Here is a 15,270-nt window from a genome sequence, read left to right as displayed (position 1 = left end):
CTGACTACTCATCCTACTATGGAGCCTACCCCGCTGACTACCCACGAATTTCTGACGATCAAAGAGGCAGCCAAGCAATTTGGCCGTTCTGAACAGACGATTCGGCGACTAGTCAAACAGCATGGGCTGACTAGTCACGTGCGGACGGAGAAAACCGCAAAGGGAAACGCCTATCTAGTCAGTCTGCAGTTTCTTACGGAACAGTATACTCCTGTTGTATCAGCAGGACAGTTACCAGTATCGGATATACCAGAGCCACAATTGCCTGCTCTAGTAGTTCCTGATCAAGTAGAGGAGATTGTGCGATTGCAGGCCGCACTTGCTGAGCGAGATCAAACTATTCAGAAGTTGCAGCACCGGCTACTGGAACAGAATGATGTGCTAAACGCGCTGACTAGTCAGGTGAATAGTCAGCGGATAGGCCACATTGAGGAGCTTATACTGCGTCAGAATGAGCAGCTAGGGGAGTTGCAGAAACGATTACCAGAGCCAAGCGAAGCATCCCAAGTAGAACCCATATTGGAACAGCCAAAAAAGACTTTTTGGCAACGTATGTTCGGCAAGTAGGGATCTATACGCCGAAGATCTTAGCGGTATAAGCTCCTACATTCTCTAGCTCATTGTTAAGCATTCTTAGCTGAATCTTGTGCAGGTGCCTGTTGATGCCGTCAAGCGGATGCAGACTGAGTACTTTATGCGCTTGGTCCTGGCGTAAGCCGAGGTGCGTCGTCAAGCGCCCAAATACTGCTGCATTCGGGCCCTCGTAGGCTACGATTGGTGTGTTAGGCTGGTATCGTATCGTAAATTCGATTTGAGCCACGCTACGGCCTCGTTTGATAGGTTGGTAGCTGAAAGACAAGTCGGCCTTGCCATTGATCTCTTTTTCCGCTGGATCAAGCGCTGCTTTCTTGAAATGAGTCCATTTCTCGTAGCGGTCCTTACCCGTTTTGGCATCGATAAGGTCTAGGCGCTGCTTCAGTTCCTGTACGTCAATGCAGAAGGTCTTATCCGGCAGGTTCTTGTACATCGAAAACAGCTCGTACAGGCGTTTAGCATACTTGCTGTTCAGGGTCAGTGCTGTGTGTAGCTGCAGAGTAGTGAAACGATCCTTCAGTTCCACATACAGCGGCCGTACCTTCTGGCTCAGCTCTAGCTCAATGATCCCTTGGCCTTTGCGGTAAAGAGCTGAGGCCACAAACGTAGCCTGTAGGAAATCGCCATTAGACAGGGTCGTTTCAAAATAGCGCGTGATGAGCTTTTTCGTAGCCCGTTGCATATCGGAAACCTTTACTTCCTCCCCAGTTAAAGCCATCAATTCTTTGGCCGACACTTGGTAAACGGTAGTTACCGGATCATCCTTGCGGATGCTAGCCATTACCATGTATAAGATGTTTTTCTCCAAAGCCGTCATCTCATAACGGGCAATAGTGAGAGCGTTATCCTGCCAGAGAGTTACTGGATTCATGCTACTAATAAATAGTTGAGGATCAAACCTAACAATAAAAGTTGTATTGTTAAAGTGTAGTGCAACTATGCTTGTGCAACTTTCACCGACTTTTTTACAACTTCAATTCATCTCACACCGACTTTTTTACAACTTTCAACTGCTTATCCACAGACTTTTTTACAACTTTCACCGACTTTTTTACAACCTATTCCGACTTTTTTACAACTTTAGGTGCTCCAAATGTCTGTAATTCAATGAGTTGCAAGCGCCTCAAATAACAAGTATTGAAAAAGAATTGTCACAAATATTTGAACGTGCGGGTGAGGGGCTTTTAGAAGGGCAGTACCCATTCATCGAAAGCAGCACGTCAACAAGGAAACAAGCAAAGCGAACACGAAGCCCTTCGCCACTGGGCGCGGCACAAATTGGCATTAAACCCTTGACAGTCAAATACTTAATTGTACCGTCTACGCCTCGCCGAATGGGCTTTTGTAGTGGTTTTCACCCCGCAACGCGTACTTTGTGCCATGGCTGACCATACTTTCCGCTTGAAGAATACTCCCCTGGGCACCGTGCTGGTGAAATTCTACCAGATCGAGCCCTACAGCGACGAGGCCTTCACGAAGGCCAAGGCCCGGGAGTTCCTGCAGGCTACCGTCGGCTCGGGTAATGCCTGGAGCCTGGCGCTTTACCAAGGACCCATTGCCACCAACCCGGTGCTACCCGAGGCCATTGCTCAGCTGCATGCCCGATGCCCTTCCTGCACCGCTGTGCGCATCGAACGGTCTTCCGGATAGGCAGAGACTCCAGCGCTAGTGCGAATGCCGTAAAGGGGCTATATTTGCGTTGTCCGAAAACTACCAGTGCCCGTACAGATACAAACGGCGACCCGGGCCGAAACCCAGATCGCCGTCATCCTACGGATGCCCGAGCCAGTGACTTATCACGGCTCGAACTGCTCCCCCCAGGGCTGCCTTGAGCAGCTCGAGGGAGATGCGGAACCAACTAGTCTGACCAGCTGGTTTCGCCTTTGCACGTTTACCCATTTTCGCTTGGGAGTAAGGGTGCTTGATCCACCCACTTCCTGAAGTCCCGGTTGTTACAGCAGCCGGGACTTCGTCTTTTCAGACAAAGCCGGCTGGGTGACTTACCGTGCAAGTGGGGCGAAGATAGAGGGACCGTTGCGAAACGTGTCAACCACAAACCCTACAGCTCTCGTCAACTGCTCACCCCAAGCTAGCAGTACATAAATTCTAGTAGCGGTAGGAGTGGGCAGTCGGGAAGAAATGGGTGCTGTTAAACAAACAGGGGAAAACCTCCGGCCCAACCCTGGCGAGGCTAAGCACACGACGCACCAAGCCGTAACTAGGTCCATGTCCAACGGGGCTTCGGGCAGCCTGGGTCTTGGGTAATAGGGTGGTCCAACACGCGCATCGAAAGTAGCTCTACGCGTTACCCCTCGCTTCATTCTTACGACGTAGAGCGTGTATTTTTGGCTCTGCCGTTGAAGCCCGCTAATTCGCCCACTATGTCGAACACAAGCCCAGCAGATAGCTCCCTTGAACAGTTGCCCGCCCTCGTCGTTTCCGGTCTGTGCCAGGTCTACACCCGCCAGCAGTTCGGCACCCGGGCGTTGGCCTACGGCCGGCGCGATTACTATAAGATTTCGCTGACAACCGGCCGCGGGCGCTACAACTACGCCACCCGTGGGGTGCTGATTGAGCAACCCGCCCTGGTCTTTTCCAACCCGCTCATTCCCTATTCCTGGGAACCGCTCTCCGAAGAGCAAGGTGGCTATTTGTGCCTGTTTACAGAAGGCTTCATGGCCGAGAGCGACCCTGCCGTCCGCTTGCAGGAATCGCCTCTATTCCGGCTTGGCAGCGACCCTATCTACTTGGTGGACGCAGCCCAATATGCGGCGTTGAGTCAGCTCTTTGAGCAGATGGTGCAGCAGTTGCAGGCCGGGGCCGCGTACCGGCCGCAAGTGGTGCGCCAGTGCTTACACCAGGTCCTAGACTACGCCCTGCACCTGCCACCGCCCACGACCTACTACCAGCACCCAAATGCTGCTGCCCGCGTGGCGTCGCTGTTTCAGGAACTGTTGAACCGGCAGTTTCCCATCGCCTCGCCCACCCACACGCTGCAGCTGCGCACGCCGGGTGATTTTGCCCGCTACCTTTCGGTCCATGTGAACCACCTGAACCGGGCGGTGCGCGAGTGCACGGGCCAGACGACGTCCGGGCTCATTGCCGAGCGCGTCGTGCACGAAGCGAAGGCCCTTCTGGCCACCACCGAGTGGAGCACCGCCGACATTGCGTACGCGTTGGGCTTTGCCTACCCCACGTATTTTAACAATTTTTTCAAAAAGCATACGGGCATGACCCCGTCCGCCGTGCGTGCCCGAAGCGGCCCGAGTGCCGAAAGAACTGCTTGATCGGCCGCCGTTTGAATTTCATACACATCGGGTTGAATCTCGTTAGGAGTAGGAGCAGGCTCCCGGCACCTTTGTACGGCTGAGCCAAGGTGGCAAGGCTGTTCCACCTGTTTGCCTCTTAGTATGAAATATGCCCTTATCACGGGTGCCAACAAAGGCATCGGCTACGAAACCGCCCACCTGTTGCTGCAAGCCGGCTACTTTGTCTTTCTCGGGTGCCGGAATGCCGCCGCCGGTCAGCAAGCGCAGCAGCGCCTGCACGCCGCGGGCTTCGAGCACGTACAGGCGCTGGAGTTGGACGTGACCAGCGACGAGTCGGTGCGGCAAGCCGTCGCCGTGGTGCGTCAGCGGACGCCGCATCTGGATGCCCTTGTGAACAATGCGGGCATCCCCAGCCGAGACATTACGCAACCGCCCTCGGCCATTGCACTGAAGGATTTTCACACCCTCTTCGACACGAATTATTTCGGCGTGGTGCGCACCACCCAAGCGCTGTTGCCGCTGCTGCGGCTCGCCCCCCAGCCGCGCATCGTCAACCTGTCTTCCAGCCTGGGGTCGTTGACGCTGCAAGCAGACCCCACGTGGGAGTATTACGACATCAAGCCCGTTACGTACTGCACGTCTAAAGCGATGGTCAACGCCTGGACCATTATGTTGGCCCATGAGCTACGCGATACCGCTTTCAAAGTCAATGCCGTCAATCCGGGCCAGACGGCAACTGACTTTACGGGCCATACCGGTCACTCGCCGGCCCATGCCGCCCACGTCGTAGTGAAGTATGTGCTGCTGCCGGTCGAGGGCCCAACCGGCCAGTTTGTGAGTGAGGACGGAGTAACGCCTTGGTAAGACGGATAGCCGTAACTAGGTCCCGTTGGACAGGAACCTAGTTACGGCTTGGTGCGCCGTGTGCTTAGCCTCGCCAGGGTTGGGCCGGAGGTTTTCCCCTGTTTGTTTAACAGCACCCAGAAATACATACCTTGAGGCGCGGGCGGGGTCGTTCTGGCGTAGTTCGCAAGATGTGTTTCCTGAATCGCGCTTCGCGCAATTCAGGAAACCCGTTCGCCCGTTGGGCTCACTCCACTTGCCCCTTCAGGGGCCACCCATATGGAAGAAAACACCCCTGCCAATTCCACTCCCCACCGCCCCCGAAAAGGAGGCCGAAAGGCCGGCCCGCTGGCCGAAAAACAGCGCCACGTCGTGAGCGTTCGGCTTACCGATGCGGAGCACGAGCGCCTGACCAGCGAGGCCGAGCGGTACCAGCTGAGCCAGGGCGAGGTGCTGCGGTCGGTGTGGCGGAAGCAGAACACGGCCACGAAACTGCAGGCCCCGCCGACCCCAGAGGAAGCGCGGCAGCTGGCGCAGCTGGCCGGCATAGCGGCGAACCTGAATCAGCTCACCAAGCTGGCGCATTTGGGCCAGGACCAGCGCACCGGGGCCACGACGGTACTCGGGCAGATGCACCAGCTGCTGAAGCGGCTCACGGGCGAGGCGGTATGATTGGCAAGGTGAAGGTGAACCAGTCGTTCGGGGCCATGTGCCGGTACGTGCTGCAGGAGCAGGCCCCCGGCAAAGGGGCCGAGGTGCTGGCCGCGCACGGGGTGCGCACGGACAGCGCCGAGCATATGGCGGCGGACTTCGACGCGGTGCGGGCCATGCGGCCCGGACTAGGCAAGGCCGTGCTGCACGTGGCGCTGGCCTTTCCGGTCGAGGAAAAGGAGAAGCTGACCAATGAGGTGATGAGCCGCATTGCCCAGGACTACCTAAAGGGGCTGAAAATTGACCCGGAGAACACGCAATGGGCCGTGGTGCGGCACCAGGACAAGATCCACCCGCACATGCACCTGGTGGTAAACCGGGTGGATTTGGACGGGCAGACGGTGAGCGACCAGTTTATCCGCTCCCGCAGCGTGGACGTGTGCAAAGGCATCGAGCAGGAGTATGGGCTGATCGTGGCCGACCAGGTGGGCCGCCAGCAGGCCCGCGAAATCGGCCCGACCCCGAAGCAGCAGCAGGCCACGACCCCGAAGGAGGAACAGTCGGCCGAGTGGAGCCGCGCCCGCCAGGAGATTAGCCGCGCTCTGAGCTACACGGCGGGCCAGGCGGGCAGCTTTGACGAGTTGCGCGAGGCGCTGCGCCCGCGAGGCATCGAGCTGGAACTGACGCGGCGCAAGGACGGGAGCCCGGCCGGGGTGGTGTTCGCGCAGGACGGGCACCGGGTGAAAGGGAGCCAGGTGGGCCGCGAGTACAGCGCCGGTAACCTGGAAACGGGCTTTGCCAAGGCCCGCGAGCTAGGCCACGACCCGGCCCAGCCGTGGCAGCAGGTGGGCCAGGACTACGCGCTGGCCAAGCTGGCGGCCGCGTACGCCCAAGCCAAAGAGCGACAGGCCCAGCAGCAGCCGGGCAAGCAGCCGTCCCGAGGCTTTGAGATGGGGGATTAACTTTTCAGCAACGACGTATGCAAGAGCTACTTCAAGACATAAACGCGCTACGGCGGGGCATCGAGGCGCTGAACAAGCGCAGCGTAGAGCAGGGCAAGCCGGTGAGCCGGGCCGAGCTGGACGAGGTGCTGGCCAAGGTGAAGCAGGAGGTGCGGTTTACCATCAACTACCAGGGCATTGCCGAGGCCATACAGCCGCACCTGGCCACGCCGGCGAAGGTGGAAAACACGCTCACCACGGGCACGGCGCAGCTGCAGCAGGTGATTGACCGGATTCCGCGCAGTGTGCCCGTGGTGGGGGAAGTGTGGGGCTTTACCAGTATGCGGCTGGGGTTGGGAGTGATTGCCCTGCTGCTGGTGTTGGCCAGCCTGAGCACCTACCTGTGGAAGGAGAAAGCGGCCGCTGAGGCGCAGGTCGTGCAGCTGCAGCAGGAGCAGGCCAAGAAAAAGCGGGCACTGGATTGGCTGACGAAGGGCTATTGGGACCTGAAACGGGACAATCCGAAGGTGGTACAAAAGTATTTCCCACAGCAGGGCTTTTAAGCCCTGAAAACGGCCTTAAACGGGGAAAATACGGGGTTTTGGGTGTATCTTGTAGGATGCAAGAAGCCCCTAAAAAACCGTCTTTTTGGGCCGAGGAAGGCCCCCAGTTTACGCGCTACAACGAGCTGGATACGTTCCTGCGCATGTCCAGCTTCGCGTGGCACGCAGAGCTGGCGTGCCGCAGGTGGTTGGAGCGGGCCGAGGCCTTTCCGGGCGGCCTGAACACGCCGCGGACCACGGACTGGATGTCGCTGCTGAGTTACGTGAATCCGGTGCTGGACGAGGGCCAGGAGTTCGGCATCTCGCCCGAGGACGCGCCGGATGTGGCCATCCTACGGGCCTATCAGCTGCTGCTTACGGGCCTGAGCCCGCAGCAGGCAGCGCAACAAATGGAAGATAATCCGTTGCCGGACACGCTAACGGACTTTCTCGTAAGCGGTTAAGCGTTCTTTCTTCCCCGTAGCCCCGCAGCCCATGCCCGCCGAATCCGTTTCCAGCGCCCTCACGGCCTTTCTGCAGCAACTTGACTCGCCCGCGTTCCAGGACGCGATGCGGGCGCAGCTGCGGGCCGAAGCCGCCGCCGCCAACACGTTCCTGAGCTACCGCGACACGCAGGGCCGCTACGTGCACGAGTACCCTGCCACGGGGGAGGTCTATGGCCTTCTTATGGTAGCGGGGGATTGTGTCCACTTACGAAAAGAACCCCTTTAGCGCCGCCATGGGCGGTGCACAAGGCTGACATCCGGGCAGGACCATCGCCGCTCCCTTTACAGCCCCCGTTATGGATTCTAACTGGAACATGGTAAACGGTCAAGAGAGCCCGCTGCTACCTTGTGGGGAACAGCGGGCTCTCGTACCGAAGGGGGGCGGTGTTTATACGCGACCCGTGCGTAAAGCGTCGCGGATTTCCATCAGCAACTGCTGGTCAGCCGTCGGGGGGGGCGGAACGGCCACTACTTCCACCGGCTTTTTCTTGATGCTATTGGCGCCCTTCACAATCAGGAAAACGATGAAGGCGATGATAAGGAAATAGATGACGGCGTTGATGAAGCTGCCGTAGGCAATGGCGGCGGAACCGGCCTTTTTTGCGTCTTCCAAAGTGGCGTAAGACTTGCCGTCGAGGGTGAGGAACATGTTTTGGAAATCGATGCCCCCTGTGAACAGGCTCAAAATGGGCATGAGGATATCGTCGGTGAGCGAGGTAACGATTTTGCCGAAGGCCGCGCCGATGATAACACCGACGGCGAGGTCGAGCACATTGCCCTTAGCAATAAATTCCTTGAATTCTGAAACGAGTCCCATTGAAACGGGTTAAGTGATGGTGAAAAGTAAAAAGGAGCCGTTGAATTAGTCGGCTTACTTGAGTGTAAAGGAAGCATGGGCTTGTGACATTTCGGTCAGTACTTCGACCAACAGGGAAATAAAACTGCCAAACCCGATGCTTTTCTGGCTTGTCGCAGCCACCTGCTTTACTTATGAAATCCCTGCCTTTCCGCAACACGCGTTACCCCTCTCTCCCAGCCGGGCTAGTTTGGCTACGGCTACTTTTTCAAGCTGGCTGGGCGCTGGCACCTGCCTGGACAGTTCGCCGCCTCTGGCACTTGATGCGGACGCCCCGCCGTCCCCGTCCCAATGGCTGGGAAGCACGGGTTCTGTGCGAGGCGCATCGCGGCCTCGTTAGCGGGCCAGTAGGCCCCGTAATGGGGTTCTTGTTGCACGAATACCCCGCCACAGGGGAGGTGTACGAGGTATCGCTGACCCAGCCCCGGACGCGCCACCTGTTGTCCCGCATTTAGCCCGAGCGCCCATGAATCCCCCCACCAAAGTGCCGATTTCAGACAAGGCCGACGGTTCGCGCACGGCGCACCTGCAGCCCGTCATTGATTTTCTGAAAGCCCAGGGCAACGAGCCGGCCACGGGCGACGCGTTCTACTATAGTCGGGACGGGTACGGCGTGTATGGGTTCACTCAGCCGCTGGATATGGACGCGCTGCGGGCGCAGTTCGACTTTCCGGCCAGCATCCACCTGACACCCACGTCGGTGCAGGACACCCGGCACTTTGTGTGCATTACCCAGGACAGAGGCCCGCAGCCGGTGCGCCGCCTTTCCTTTGAAAAGTAAGCCCCGATGAGCCACACGCCCTATTTTTGGGTGTTGTTAAACAAATAGGGGAAAACCTCCGACTTAGAGAATCCCTTTACTTGCTCAACAGCTACAATTAGGCGCAGGAGCGAAAGAGAGGTTATCCGGCTGAGCCGAACTTTGAGAAGAAGAGCCCCAACCACGCCCCACGCCCATCAATCAATTGATTTTCCAGCGTACCAGTGCTTGCTTCAACCACTCAGGAGCACCTTCTAGGGGCGGCATTTTTCCGTTGTTCTCCGCCGTTAATCGAACAGCGCGAGCCTCCATTTCAGCTAGGGAAGGAACAGCCCACTGGGTCCGCTCCTGGTCGGTCGTGCTGGCATCGACGTCCCACAACCGGTAGCGGGTTCCATCGGGCACCAGCTGGGTACCGTATTTTTGCGGCTGCCCTTGGTACATATGCCACCGGTCCAACGCAGCGGCGGCCAGCCATTTGCCCGCCGGGAGCCCCAATGCTACGCTTTTCAATGCCCACTGGTGCGCAGACCATATCTCCTCTACCGTCTCCCCGTGCTGAAAAATCAAGGCGGCATGGTAGTAATCTTGGGCGGTAGCGACCTGGTGGAGGTCCAGCATTTGTTGCACCTGTTGGCGGCGCGTGTGGTCCCGGCTGCGCAACGCAACGTAGTCGGGGGTGCCGACTTCCGGATGGTTTTCTCGCTCTTGTTGGTCAGCGACAAAAAGCTGATGTAGCTCGTCATTCATCTTGGTCTCTGCTTGGAGGCGTACTATCAAGAAACGACAAGTAGGGCTGGCATAGTACCGCACAAACCGTTCGTTTAGGCTACATTCTATCGATGGCCTTAAGGGACGTGTAATCCTATCGCCTCTCGCTACTCATACGGCGAACTTATACCGTATCACTAGCATCTAGGCTGTTCAGCTGCCGAGTCGGAGGTTTTCCCCTATTTGTTTAACAACACCCCAAGTAGCGGTGCCGCAGTCGGTGGCTGCCGAGCAGCGCCCAGCGGTGCCACTCGCCACGCCGGTGCAGCAGCCGGCCGTGCCGGTAGAGCAGCGCCCGCAACCCACGCCCGCCGCTCCTGAGCAGGCCCCAGCACAGGCTCCGGCACCCAAAAAGGACCGCACCCAGCGGCCGAGTATGTGAGCTGAGCGTCGGCAGAGCAGCGTATTCGACAGCCAGGCCGGAGCGGGCAGCAAATACGCGACTCTCGCGGCCTTAAAACCGCGTTTCCGAGGTGGTACGGGCATTTTTCCGTATCTTGTAGTATGGAAAATCAAGCTAAAATCAACGCCGCCACCGACGAGCTGGCCGTGCTGGAATTCGACATTGACGCGTTGCAAAGCCGCCACGGCTTGCCGGTGGACGAGGCCGACCTAGCTGCCAAGCAGCAGCGCGCCCTTGACCTCTACGCCACTCTGTATGAGCTGCGAAACGCCCCGGCCGGCCGACCCGCAGGCGGCGAGTAGCCCCTTCTTTTTGCAATTGCAAAACAAGTAGCCCATGACCACCGAAAAAGAACGCATCCTGACCGACGCGCCCACTGGCAGCGACACCGACCACCTGTTGCCCATCATCGACTTTTTGAAAGCCCAGGGCAACACGCCGGCGACCGGCGACCAGTTCTATTACAACCGGGACGGGTACGGCGTTTACGGGTTCGCGCAGCCGCTCGACGTGGCCGCACTGCGGGCGCGTTTCGACTTCCCGCCCAGCATCCACCTTACGGCCACGTCGGTGCAGGACACCCGGCACTTTGTGTGCATTACCCAGGACAGCGGCCCGCAGCCGGTGCGCCGCCTTTCCTTTGAAGAGCAAGCCCCATGAGCCACACGCCCTATTTTTCTGCCAACGAGCAGACCGCGCAGCAGCGCCGCGACGTGGTAACCTTCGCCGTGGGCGTGTCGCTGAGCCAGAGCCGGCACCCGTCGCCGCTGCTGGTGAGCTTGCAGCACCAGTACATCGCCGGGCAGATTGACTTGGAGCAGTTGTCGGCCCGCCTCGATGCCGCGTGCCAGCCCGCCCCAGGGCCGGACCCGGCCGCGAAGTATGCCCCCGGCGAAGGCCCGGCCGTAGAGCCCGCGCCCAAGTACAGCCCGTATTTGCTGTTCGATGAAAGCCTAGCCCCCAAAAGCCTGTAATCACCGATTTTTTGCAATTGCAAAACACCTAATGAAGACCGAAGCCGAAGTAAACGCCTACCTGGAAGCCCTCGACCGGAAAGACGAGCAGCTGGAAACCGAAGTCCTGCACCACTACCAGCTGCACCAGCTCTACCCCGACGCCGGCCACCAGACAAGCCGGGAGCTGGCCGAGCGGCAGCTACTGGCCGTGCGGGCGAAAGCCGCCGCGATGGAGTGGATACTAGGCGAGAGCGGCGGGCAAATTCCCCAGGACTGAGCGTAAGCGGGTTACTACTCGCCCGATGCAGCCGGCTTGTCGGGACCGTGGGCGTACTCGTAAGCGCGCATGACTTCGCGCATGGCCAGCAGCAAGGCTAAGTCGTTCGGGCGGTTCACCAAGGCCCAAAAACGGGCCACCGCAGCTTCGTATTCGGCAGCGGTTTGGATGGGCGGCAGGGGTGGGTGTAGCGGTTCAGGGCTCATAGAAGCACGAAAAGGGCTATTCGGGGCAGAAGACGCTCGCGGGAACCGAAAAATTCCCCCCGCAAAGAAACAGCCGTTCAGTGGGCGCCCCATCGCGGCAAAGTACCACGCCGGCCGAGGGCCGTTCAGGAGAGGCAAAACCGCACGGATTCTAAGAGCGGGATTATAAGCTACATTATGTTAAGCAACTATTTCAAGATGACCCCGGGACTTTCTAGAAAGGCTTGCTATCAGAAAAATTTAATTATTTCTCTGCTACTAGCTTGCCAAACCCTAAAGCAGACAACGCTCACCTATGTTTATCTAAAAGAAGATAGCTTAACTACCTAATTTGGCAGAAGACGTACGGCATGGAGCAAACTTCCTGTCTAAAATCGTTCGACGAGTTCGGGCTGGTAATGACCTGTCCGATGAGGGAGGGGGCAACTGGGTAAAATGGTGTTGGCAGATCAAGTGCATTGGGGGAGTAAGGTTTCTGCCGCGCCGCTTGCGCGTGCCAACGCGCCACGTTCTCAGGGGAATACTTCATCCAGACACCTTCCCGAAAACAGGCCAGTAAGCAGAATAGCAACCCAAACAATACGTATAAATCCATAGCAACGCGTCAGGTGAAGAACTCCTGGACAGCAGTGAACGGCAAGGGGACTTCGGTACCCGACAAAAAGTTCCAGTCAGTTGGGCACTTCCCTTACCTTTCGCTATGGACTGAGCAGTGGCAACTCACTCGTGAGTTGCAACAGGAAAACCGTCTAATGGGGGGCTTTGTCTAGTTAGGATAAGTAAGAAAGGGTTACCAAGGAGTAAATGACGTGGCTAGAGGCTCTATTGGCTATACTTCTCATAGGGACCAGTGGAGTGGCTGTAGCCATTCACCGACGGTACCGGGTGTTGCAGCGCAAACATAAAGTCTTGCAACGCCTCTACGCTAAAGCTGAACAGCAACTGACCACTTTATGGACAGGTAAAAAGCCATGAGTTAGATAAATCTTGCCGTTTATTGGCTTAGCCACAGGTGCTAAAAGCTGACTCGCTGCCAGAAGCACATTGAATGGAGGTGGTCTGCCTATAGTTTCAGGTGGCCTTCCTACTACGCAATAGCCCCGCTAGCTACATTGCTAGCGGGGCTATTGCGTAGTAGGAAGGCCACCTGAAGGGTGGACTACTTGCAACCTACTGCTTAGTTCAAAACTGCCGTTTGGCTTTTCAGAATCTGGCGCGCGACGGCCAAGTTCGTGTCGCGGGAGTTGACCGCTAGATAAATAAATTTATCTCCGGTAGGTGAGAGCTTAATCAAGTGCAGCTGATCGGTGAGGGTGAGCAAGATGTCTTGTACCGTCTGGTTCAGGTTGAGTGCTTTGATCGCCTTCAATTTCTGCTTTACTACTTCCGTGTTGTAGGCAGCAGCAGTATCAATATCGAAATCAGCGAGATTGGAGTGCGCCGCCAGAGGCATGCCGGTTTCGGTCTCTACTACTGCTACGGCCAACAGGGTGGGCAACTCTTCCAGAATTTCTTTAACGGTTTGTTTCGGCGAAGCCATGAGGTAATGGTAAAAATGGTAAAAACGTTGAGTAGAACTTTATGCGGTATGGCGGCGCAAGATGTCCCACGCCATACCGAGGTTAGCGTCGGCAAAGCGCACGGCTACAAAGCAGTACCATTGGCCCTGGTGCATGGGGCGCAGGGTGTGAAACTGGTCTTCCAGTAGCACGGTGCTTTCCGTTAAGGGACCACCTGGAATCTGTTTGGCAGCCACCGTTTTGCTGGTCAGTTGCAGCAGTTTGGCGTACCGTAAGCTGATTTGGTTGGGATTGAGGTATGGCTCTCGGCTGTAGGAAGCCAGCACCCGCCCGGATTGCACTTCTACCACGCACGCTAAGAGCAACTCCGGCATCTCGTCCAACAGCCTTTCTAGCACTGTGCGGGCTTGCAGACCTGCCTCGTGGGACGTGCCTACCGTGATTTGGCGGGTGCGGACTCGGTTGAAGAAAGGAATCTTCATGTGTTAGCGAGAGCAGAAAACGGACTGCTTACAGCCGTTCTTAGAACTGCCACCAGTGCCGCTTTTTCGTTTTCGCCTCAGTACGAGGTACCAACGTTGTGTTGTACGTGCTTTTGCCGTTCAGCACGACCTCTTCGTCCGCGTAGCCAGCGTAGGCATACTGTAGCTGCGTGGCTCTACCGGCGGGCACTACGATAGCATAGTTGCCATTCTGATCGGTGGATACACCCCGACGGTTGGCGCGGTCCAACACAGTAGCACCGACTAACGGCTTGCCGTCTTCGTTTAGGATTCGTCCGCGCATCGTTACGACACGTACGGAGGCCATAGTGGCGGCCTCAGCGGATTCAGCTGTCGTCAGTGCAGTCGCATCGGCCGTCCCGGGGACGTTCTCAGTAGGTGCATTTGGTGTGTTCGTGCCGGCAAATACAGCGCCACCCACTAAGACACTACCTACCAGCATCGCGGCCGCGCGCTGCCGGAAACGCTGAGGCTCGGTCCGAATCAGGTCGAACTGGCGTTGCACCCAGCCCACGGGACGAACTTGGTGACCCAGGTTTTTCATTTCGTAGAACCGGCACAGTGTCGCATCGGCCTGCGAGCTGTTCAGCTTCATAAAGGCATCGACTGCCTCCGTATTTTTAATAGTCAAATCACCGCGCAGGTAGGCGTCTCGGTACGCTGGGAGTAAGTCGCCTGTGGTAGGATGAAATGGGGTAGCACTTAGTTTCATATAAAGGGGGCAATAAGGTGTGAGGTAGGAGAACACTTCAGACTGTAGAACAAGAACAAATATGATATAGAATATTTAAGATAAATAGTGTACGTATATGTATAATGAATAATTTATATAATCCCATTCTGGATAAAATGTCACTTACTCTCGGTAAAGGGTCTTTTATACGTGGTGGAACGTCCCATTTATAGGGTAAAACGAATTTTGTATAAATAGTAAATTCTTGGAAAGTAACAGAAACTTATTTCATTTTGGGATATGAAATAAGTTTTATTAATTAAAACTATTTTGATAATGTAATTTATAAGGTTCTCTTTGTCTGCGTAAAAGTATACTTAAATTTGTAATTTTCTCTTTTTGGGAATAGCAAGAATGTGCTAACTCTATTACTAAATACTGGCTATGGAAATAGGATAAAGTTAACAAACTAAGATCGCACCGGTGATTATCAACTGGCCCTACCCTGCATAGTTCTATTGTCGCTTATAAGCGATGGGGATCATTTTTTGTTAGGAAATACTTCACCATGAATGAAGCGGCTAGAGTCCAATGAATGTACTAACATTGTACGTACATTTGCATCTATGAACACGCGCCTGATTCGGGTGGGCAATTCCCAGGGGATTGTACTACCCAAGAAGTTACTGCAGCAGTACCACCTTGTCGGCGAGGTGGACCTGCAGCCTACGCCGGAGGGCTTGCTTATCAAACCGGTTGGCAAGGCCCGCCGCCAGGGTTGGGACGAGCGCTTTCAGCACGCCCTGGCCCAGGGCCAGGCGCCGGAGGGCGAGCTGCTGGAGGGATTCTCGGACGAGGCCTTTGAGGAAACTCAGTGGCAGTGGTAGCGGTGCAGCGCTTCGAGGTGTGGCTGGTGAACCTGGACCCGACCCAGGGCAGCGAAATCAACAAGACCCGCCCCTGCGTGGTGCTCTCTCCCGACGAGATGAACCGCTACCT

The 15,270-nt window shown here is 56.6% G+C and carries 25 protein-coding genes; 18 read left to right on the top strand and 7 right to left on the bottom strand.

What is annotated here, in order from left to right:
* Positions 1-18 precede the first annotated feature (18 nt).
* Positions 19-567 (top strand): helix-turn-helix domain-containing protein, encoded by a 549-nt coding sequence (locus tag CHB83_RS23090; RefSeq protein ID WP_089334495.1) that lies wholly within the window; start codon positions 19-21, stop codon positions 565-567.
* 4 nt (positions 568-571) lie between these two features.
* Here CHB83_RS23090 and CHB83_RS23085 read toward each other — a convergent pair whose 3' ends face one another.
* Entirely contained in the window at positions 572-1,465 is an 894-nt protein-coding gene (locus tag CHB83_RS23085; protein WP_089334494.1) for a replication initiation protein, read from the bottom strand.
* A gap of 509 nt (positions 1,466-1,974) precedes the next feature.
* Here CHB83_RS23085 and CHB83_RS23080 point away from each other — a divergent pair.
* The 8 genes from CHB83_RS23080 (at position 1,975) to CHB83_RS23045 (ending at position 7,572) form a co-directional block, all read left to right on the top strand.
* Positions 1,975-2,244 (top strand): hypothetical protein, encoded by a 270-nt coding sequence (locus tag CHB83_RS23080; RefSeq protein WP_089334493.1) that lies wholly within the window; start codon positions 1,975-1,977, stop codon positions 2,242-2,244.
* A gap of 731 nt (positions 2,245-2,975) precedes the next feature.
* Positions 2,976-3,881, top strand: a complete 906-nt coding sequence (locus CHB83_RS23075; protein WP_089334492.1) for a helix-turn-helix domain-containing protein — start codon at positions 2,976-2,978, stop codon at positions 3,879-3,881.
* A 123-nt stretch (positions 3,882-4,004) separates the two neighbouring features.
* Complete coding sequence (locus CHB83_RS23070; RefSeq protein WP_089334491.1) at positions 4,005-4,727, top strand: SDR family NAD(P)-dependent oxidoreductase; 723 nt, start codon at positions 4,005-4,007, stop codon at positions 4,725-4,727.
* 258 nt (positions 4,728-4,985) lie between these two features.
* Positions 4,986-5,378, top strand: coding sequence for a plasmid mobilization protein (locus CHB83_RS24450; protein ID WP_089334490.1), 393 nt, complete (start codon positions 4,986-4,988; stop codon positions 5,376-5,378).
* Positions 5,375-6,319: a relaxase/mobilization nuclease domain-containing protein gene (locus tag CHB83_RS23060; RefSeq protein ID WP_089334489.1), complete on the top strand. Its 945-nt coding sequence runs from the start codon at positions 5,375-5,377 to the stop codon at positions 6,317-6,319. The genes CHB83_RS24450 and CHB83_RS23060 overlap by 4 nt, the downstream gene beginning before the upstream one ends.
* A gap of 17 nt (positions 6,320-6,336) precedes the next feature.
* Complete coding sequence (locus CHB83_RS23055; protein ID WP_089334488.1) at positions 6,337-6,861, top strand: hypothetical protein; 525 nt, start codon at positions 6,337-6,339, stop codon at positions 6,859-6,861.
* Positions 6,862-6,917: 56 nt separating this feature from the next.
* Positions 6,918-7,304: a hypothetical protein gene (locus tag CHB83_RS23050; protein ID WP_089334487.1), complete on the top strand. Its 387-nt coding sequence runs from the start codon at positions 6,918-6,920 to the stop codon at positions 7,302-7,304.
* Between the two features lie 31 nt (positions 7,305-7,335).
* The gene (locus CHB83_RS23045) at positions 7,336-7,572 is read left to right on the top strand and encodes a hypothetical protein (RefSeq protein WP_089334486.1); all 237 of its coding nucleotides are present in this window, start codon (positions 7,336-7,338) and stop codon (positions 7,570-7,572) included.
* Positions 7,573-7,734: 162 nt separating this feature from the next.
* Here the strand turns inward: CHB83_RS23045 and mscL are convergent, their stop codons facing one another.
* Entirely contained in the window at positions 7,735-8,163 is a 429-nt protein-coding gene (gene mscL, locus CHB83_RS23040; RefSeq protein WP_089334485.1) for a large conductance mechanosensitive channel protein MscL, read from the bottom strand.
* 173 nt (positions 8,164-8,336) lie between these two features.
* Between mscL and CHB83_RS23035 the strand changes: the two genes are divergently transcribed.
* Together CHB83_RS23035 and CHB83_RS23030 are read left to right on the top strand one after the other, a co-directional pair.
* Positions 8,337-8,657, top strand: coding sequence for a hypothetical protein (locus CHB83_RS23035; RefSeq protein ID WP_089334484.1), 321 nt, complete (start codon positions 8,337-8,339; stop codon positions 8,655-8,657).
* A gap of 11 nt (positions 8,658-8,668) precedes the next feature.
* Positions 8,669-8,983 carry a hypothetical protein gene (locus tag CHB83_RS23030; protein WP_089334483.1) on the top strand — a complete coding sequence of 105 codons (315 nt, stop codon included), beginning with the start codon at positions 8,669-8,671 and terminating at the stop codon, positions 8,981-8,983.
* A gap of 180 nt (positions 8,984-9,163) precedes the next feature.
* Here CHB83_RS23030 and CHB83_RS23025 read toward each other — a convergent pair whose 3' ends face one another.
* Positions 9,164-9,742, bottom strand: a complete 579-nt coding sequence (locus CHB83_RS23025) for a hypothetical protein (protein WP_143437264.1) — start codon at positions 9,740-9,742, stop codon at positions 9,164-9,166.
* A 199-nt stretch (positions 9,743-9,941) separates the two neighbouring features.
* Between CHB83_RS23025 and CHB83_RS23990 the strand changes: the two genes are divergently transcribed.
* From CHB83_RS23990 to CHB83_RS23005, 5 genes are all read left to right on the top strand, one after another.
* Positions 9,942-10,115, top strand: a complete 174-nt coding sequence (locus tag CHB83_RS23990) for a hypothetical protein (RefSeq protein WP_179225625.1) — start codon at positions 9,942-9,944, stop codon at positions 10,113-10,115.
* Positions 10,116-10,237: 122 nt separating this feature from the next.
* Positions 10,238-10,438, top strand: coding sequence for a hypothetical protein (locus CHB83_RS23020; protein ID WP_089334481.1), 201 nt, complete (start codon positions 10,238-10,240; stop codon positions 10,436-10,438).
* Between the two features lie 34 nt (positions 10,439-10,472).
* The gene (locus tag CHB83_RS23015) at positions 10,473-10,796 is read left to right on the top strand and encodes a hypothetical protein (RefSeq protein ID WP_089334480.1); all 324 of its coding nucleotides are present in this window, start codon (positions 10,473-10,475) and stop codon (positions 10,794-10,796) included.
* Positions 10,793-11,110, top strand: a complete 318-nt coding sequence (locus tag CHB83_RS23010) for an antitoxin VbhA family protein (protein ID WP_089334479.1) — start codon at positions 10,793-10,795, stop codon at positions 11,108-11,110. The genes CHB83_RS23015 and CHB83_RS23010 overlap by 4 nt, the downstream gene beginning before the upstream one ends.
* A gap of 31 nt (positions 11,111-11,141) precedes the next feature.
* Positions 11,142-11,369, top strand: a complete 228-nt coding sequence (locus CHB83_RS23005) for a hypothetical protein (protein ID WP_089334478.1) — start codon at positions 11,142-11,144, stop codon at positions 11,367-11,369.
* Between the two features lie 14 nt (positions 11,370-11,383).
* Here CHB83_RS23005 and CHB83_RS23000 read toward each other — a convergent pair whose 3' ends face one another.
* From CHB83_RS23000 to CHB83_RS22985, 4 genes are all read right to left on the bottom strand, one after another.
* Positions 11,384-11,575 (bottom strand): hypothetical protein, encoded by a 192-nt coding sequence (locus tag CHB83_RS23000; protein ID WP_089334477.1) that lies wholly within the window; start codon positions 11,573-11,575, stop codon positions 11,384-11,386.
* A 1,177-nt stretch (positions 11,576-12,752) separates the two neighbouring features.
* Positions 12,753-13,115 (bottom strand): hypothetical protein, encoded by a 363-nt coding sequence (locus tag CHB83_RS22995; RefSeq protein WP_089334476.1) that lies wholly within the window; start codon positions 13,113-13,115, stop codon positions 12,753-12,755.
* A 39-nt stretch (positions 13,116-13,154) separates the two neighbouring features.
* Positions 13,155-13,577 (bottom strand): roadblock/LC7 domain-containing protein, encoded by a 423-nt coding sequence (locus CHB83_RS22990; protein WP_089334475.1) that lies wholly within the window; start codon positions 13,575-13,577, stop codon positions 13,155-13,157.
* A 40-nt stretch (positions 13,578-13,617) separates the two neighbouring features.
* Positions 13,618-14,310: a carboxypeptidase-like regulatory domain-containing protein gene (locus tag CHB83_RS22985; RefSeq protein ID WP_089334474.1), complete on the bottom strand. Its 693-nt coding sequence runs from the start codon at positions 14,308-14,310 to the stop codon at positions 13,618-13,620.
* A 587-nt stretch (positions 14,311-14,897) separates the two neighbouring features.
* Between CHB83_RS22985 and CHB83_RS22980 the strand changes: the two genes are divergently transcribed.
* Both CHB83_RS22980 and CHB83_RS22975 read left to right on the top strand, forming a co-directional pair.
* A complete protein-coding gene (locus tag CHB83_RS22980) occupies positions 14,898-15,158 on the top strand; it encodes an AbrB/MazE/SpoVT family DNA-binding domain-containing protein (protein ID WP_089334473.1) in 261 nt (86 codons plus the stop codon).
* Positions 15,146-15,270: type II toxin-antitoxin system PemK/MazF family toxin (locus CHB83_RS22975; protein ID WP_143437263.1), on the top strand; the 125-nt coding region annotated here is incomplete at its 3' end. The genes CHB83_RS22980 and CHB83_RS22975, both read left to right, overlap by 13 nt.

Source organism: Hymenobacter mucosus (assembly GCF_900188255.1).
Classification (GTDB): domain Bacteria; phylum Bacteroidota; class Bacteroidia; order Cytophagales; family Hymenobacteraceae; genus Hymenobacter; species Hymenobacter mucosus.
This window is presented reverse-complemented; position numbering and strand designations above follow the sequence as displayed.

Coding starts and splice junctions, on each gene's coding strand:
- CHB83_RS23045 (WP_089334486.1), top strand. CDS start 7,336: ATGCCCGCCGAATCCGTTTCCAGCGCCCTCACGGCCTTTCTGCAGCAA.
- CHB83_RS23010 (WP_089334479.1), top strand. CDS start 10,793: ATGAGCCACACGCCCTATTTTTCTGCCAACGAGCAGACCGCGCAGCAG.
- CHB83_RS23060 (WP_089334489.1), top strand. CDS start 5,375: ATGATTGGCAAGGTGAAGGTGAACCAGTCGTTCGGGGCCATGTGCCGG.
- CHB83_RS23085 (WP_089334494.1), bottom strand. CDS start 1,465: ATGAATCCAGTAACTCTCTGGCAGGATAACGCTCTCACTATTGCCCGT.
- CHB83_RS22985 (WP_089334474.1), bottom strand. CDS start 14,310: ATGAAACTAAGTGCTACCCCATTTCATCCTACCACAGGCGACTTACTC.
- CHB83_RS23050 (WP_089334487.1), top strand. CDS start 6,918: ATGCAAGAAGCCCCTAAAAAACCGTCTTTTTGGGCCGAGGAAGGCCCC.
- CHB83_RS23070 (WP_089334491.1), top strand. CDS start 4,005: ATGAAATATGCCCTTATCACGGGTGCCAACAAAGGCATCGGCTACGAA.
- CHB83_RS23015 (WP_089334480.1), top strand. CDS start 10,473: ATGACCACCGAAAAAGAACGCATCCTGACCGACGCGCCCACTGGCAGC.
- CHB83_RS23005 (WP_089334478.1), top strand. CDS start 11,142: ATGAAGACCGAAGCCGAAGTAAACGCCTACCTGGAAGCCCTCGACCGG.
- CHB83_RS22990 (WP_089334475.1), bottom strand. CDS start 13,577: ATGAAGATTCCTTTCTTCAACCGAGTCCGCACCCGCCAAATCACGGTA.
- CHB83_RS23020 (WP_089334481.1), top strand. CDS start 10,238: ATGGAAAATCAAGCTAAAATCAACGCCGCCACCGACGAGCTGGCCGTG.
- CHB83_RS23030 (WP_089334483.1), top strand. CDS start 8,669: ATGAATCCCCCCACCAAAGTGCCGATTTCAGACAAGGCCGACGGTTCG.
- CHB83_RS23000 (WP_089334477.1), bottom strand. CDS start 11,575: ATGAGCCCTGAACCGCTACACCCACCCCTGCCGCCCATCCAAACCGCT.
- mscL (WP_089334485.1), bottom strand. CDS start 8,163: ATGGGACTCGTTTCAGAATTCAAGGAATTTATTGCTAAGGGCAATGTG.
- CHB83_RS22980 (WP_089334473.1), top strand. CDS start 14,898: ATGAACACGCGCCTGATTCGGGTGGGCAATTCCCAGGGGATTGTACTA.
- CHB83_RS23055 (WP_089334488.1), top strand. CDS start 6,337: ATGCAAGAGCTACTTCAAGACATAAACGCGCTACGGCGGGGCATCGAG.
- CHB83_RS23090 (WP_089334495.1), top strand. CDS start 19: ATGGAGCCTACCCCGCTGACTACCCACGAATTTCTGACGATCAAAGAG.
- CHB83_RS23075 (WP_089334492.1), top strand. CDS start 2,976: ATGTCGAACACAAGCCCAGCAGATAGCTCCCTTGAACAGTTGCCCGCC.
- CHB83_RS24450 (WP_089334490.1), top strand. CDS start 4,986: ATGGAAGAAAACACCCCTGCCAATTCCACTCCCCACCGCCCCCGAAAA.
- CHB83_RS22995 (WP_089334476.1), bottom strand. CDS start 13,115: ATGGCTTCGCCGAAACAAACCGTTAAAGAAATTCTGGAAGAGTTGCCC.
- CHB83_RS23080 (WP_089334493.1), top strand. CDS start 1,975: ATGGCTGACCATACTTTCCGCTTGAAGAATACTCCCCTGGGCACCGTG.
- CHB83_RS23035 (WP_089334484.1), top strand. CDS start 8,337: ATGAAATCCCTGCCTTTCCGCAACACGCGTTACCCCTCTCTCCCAGCC.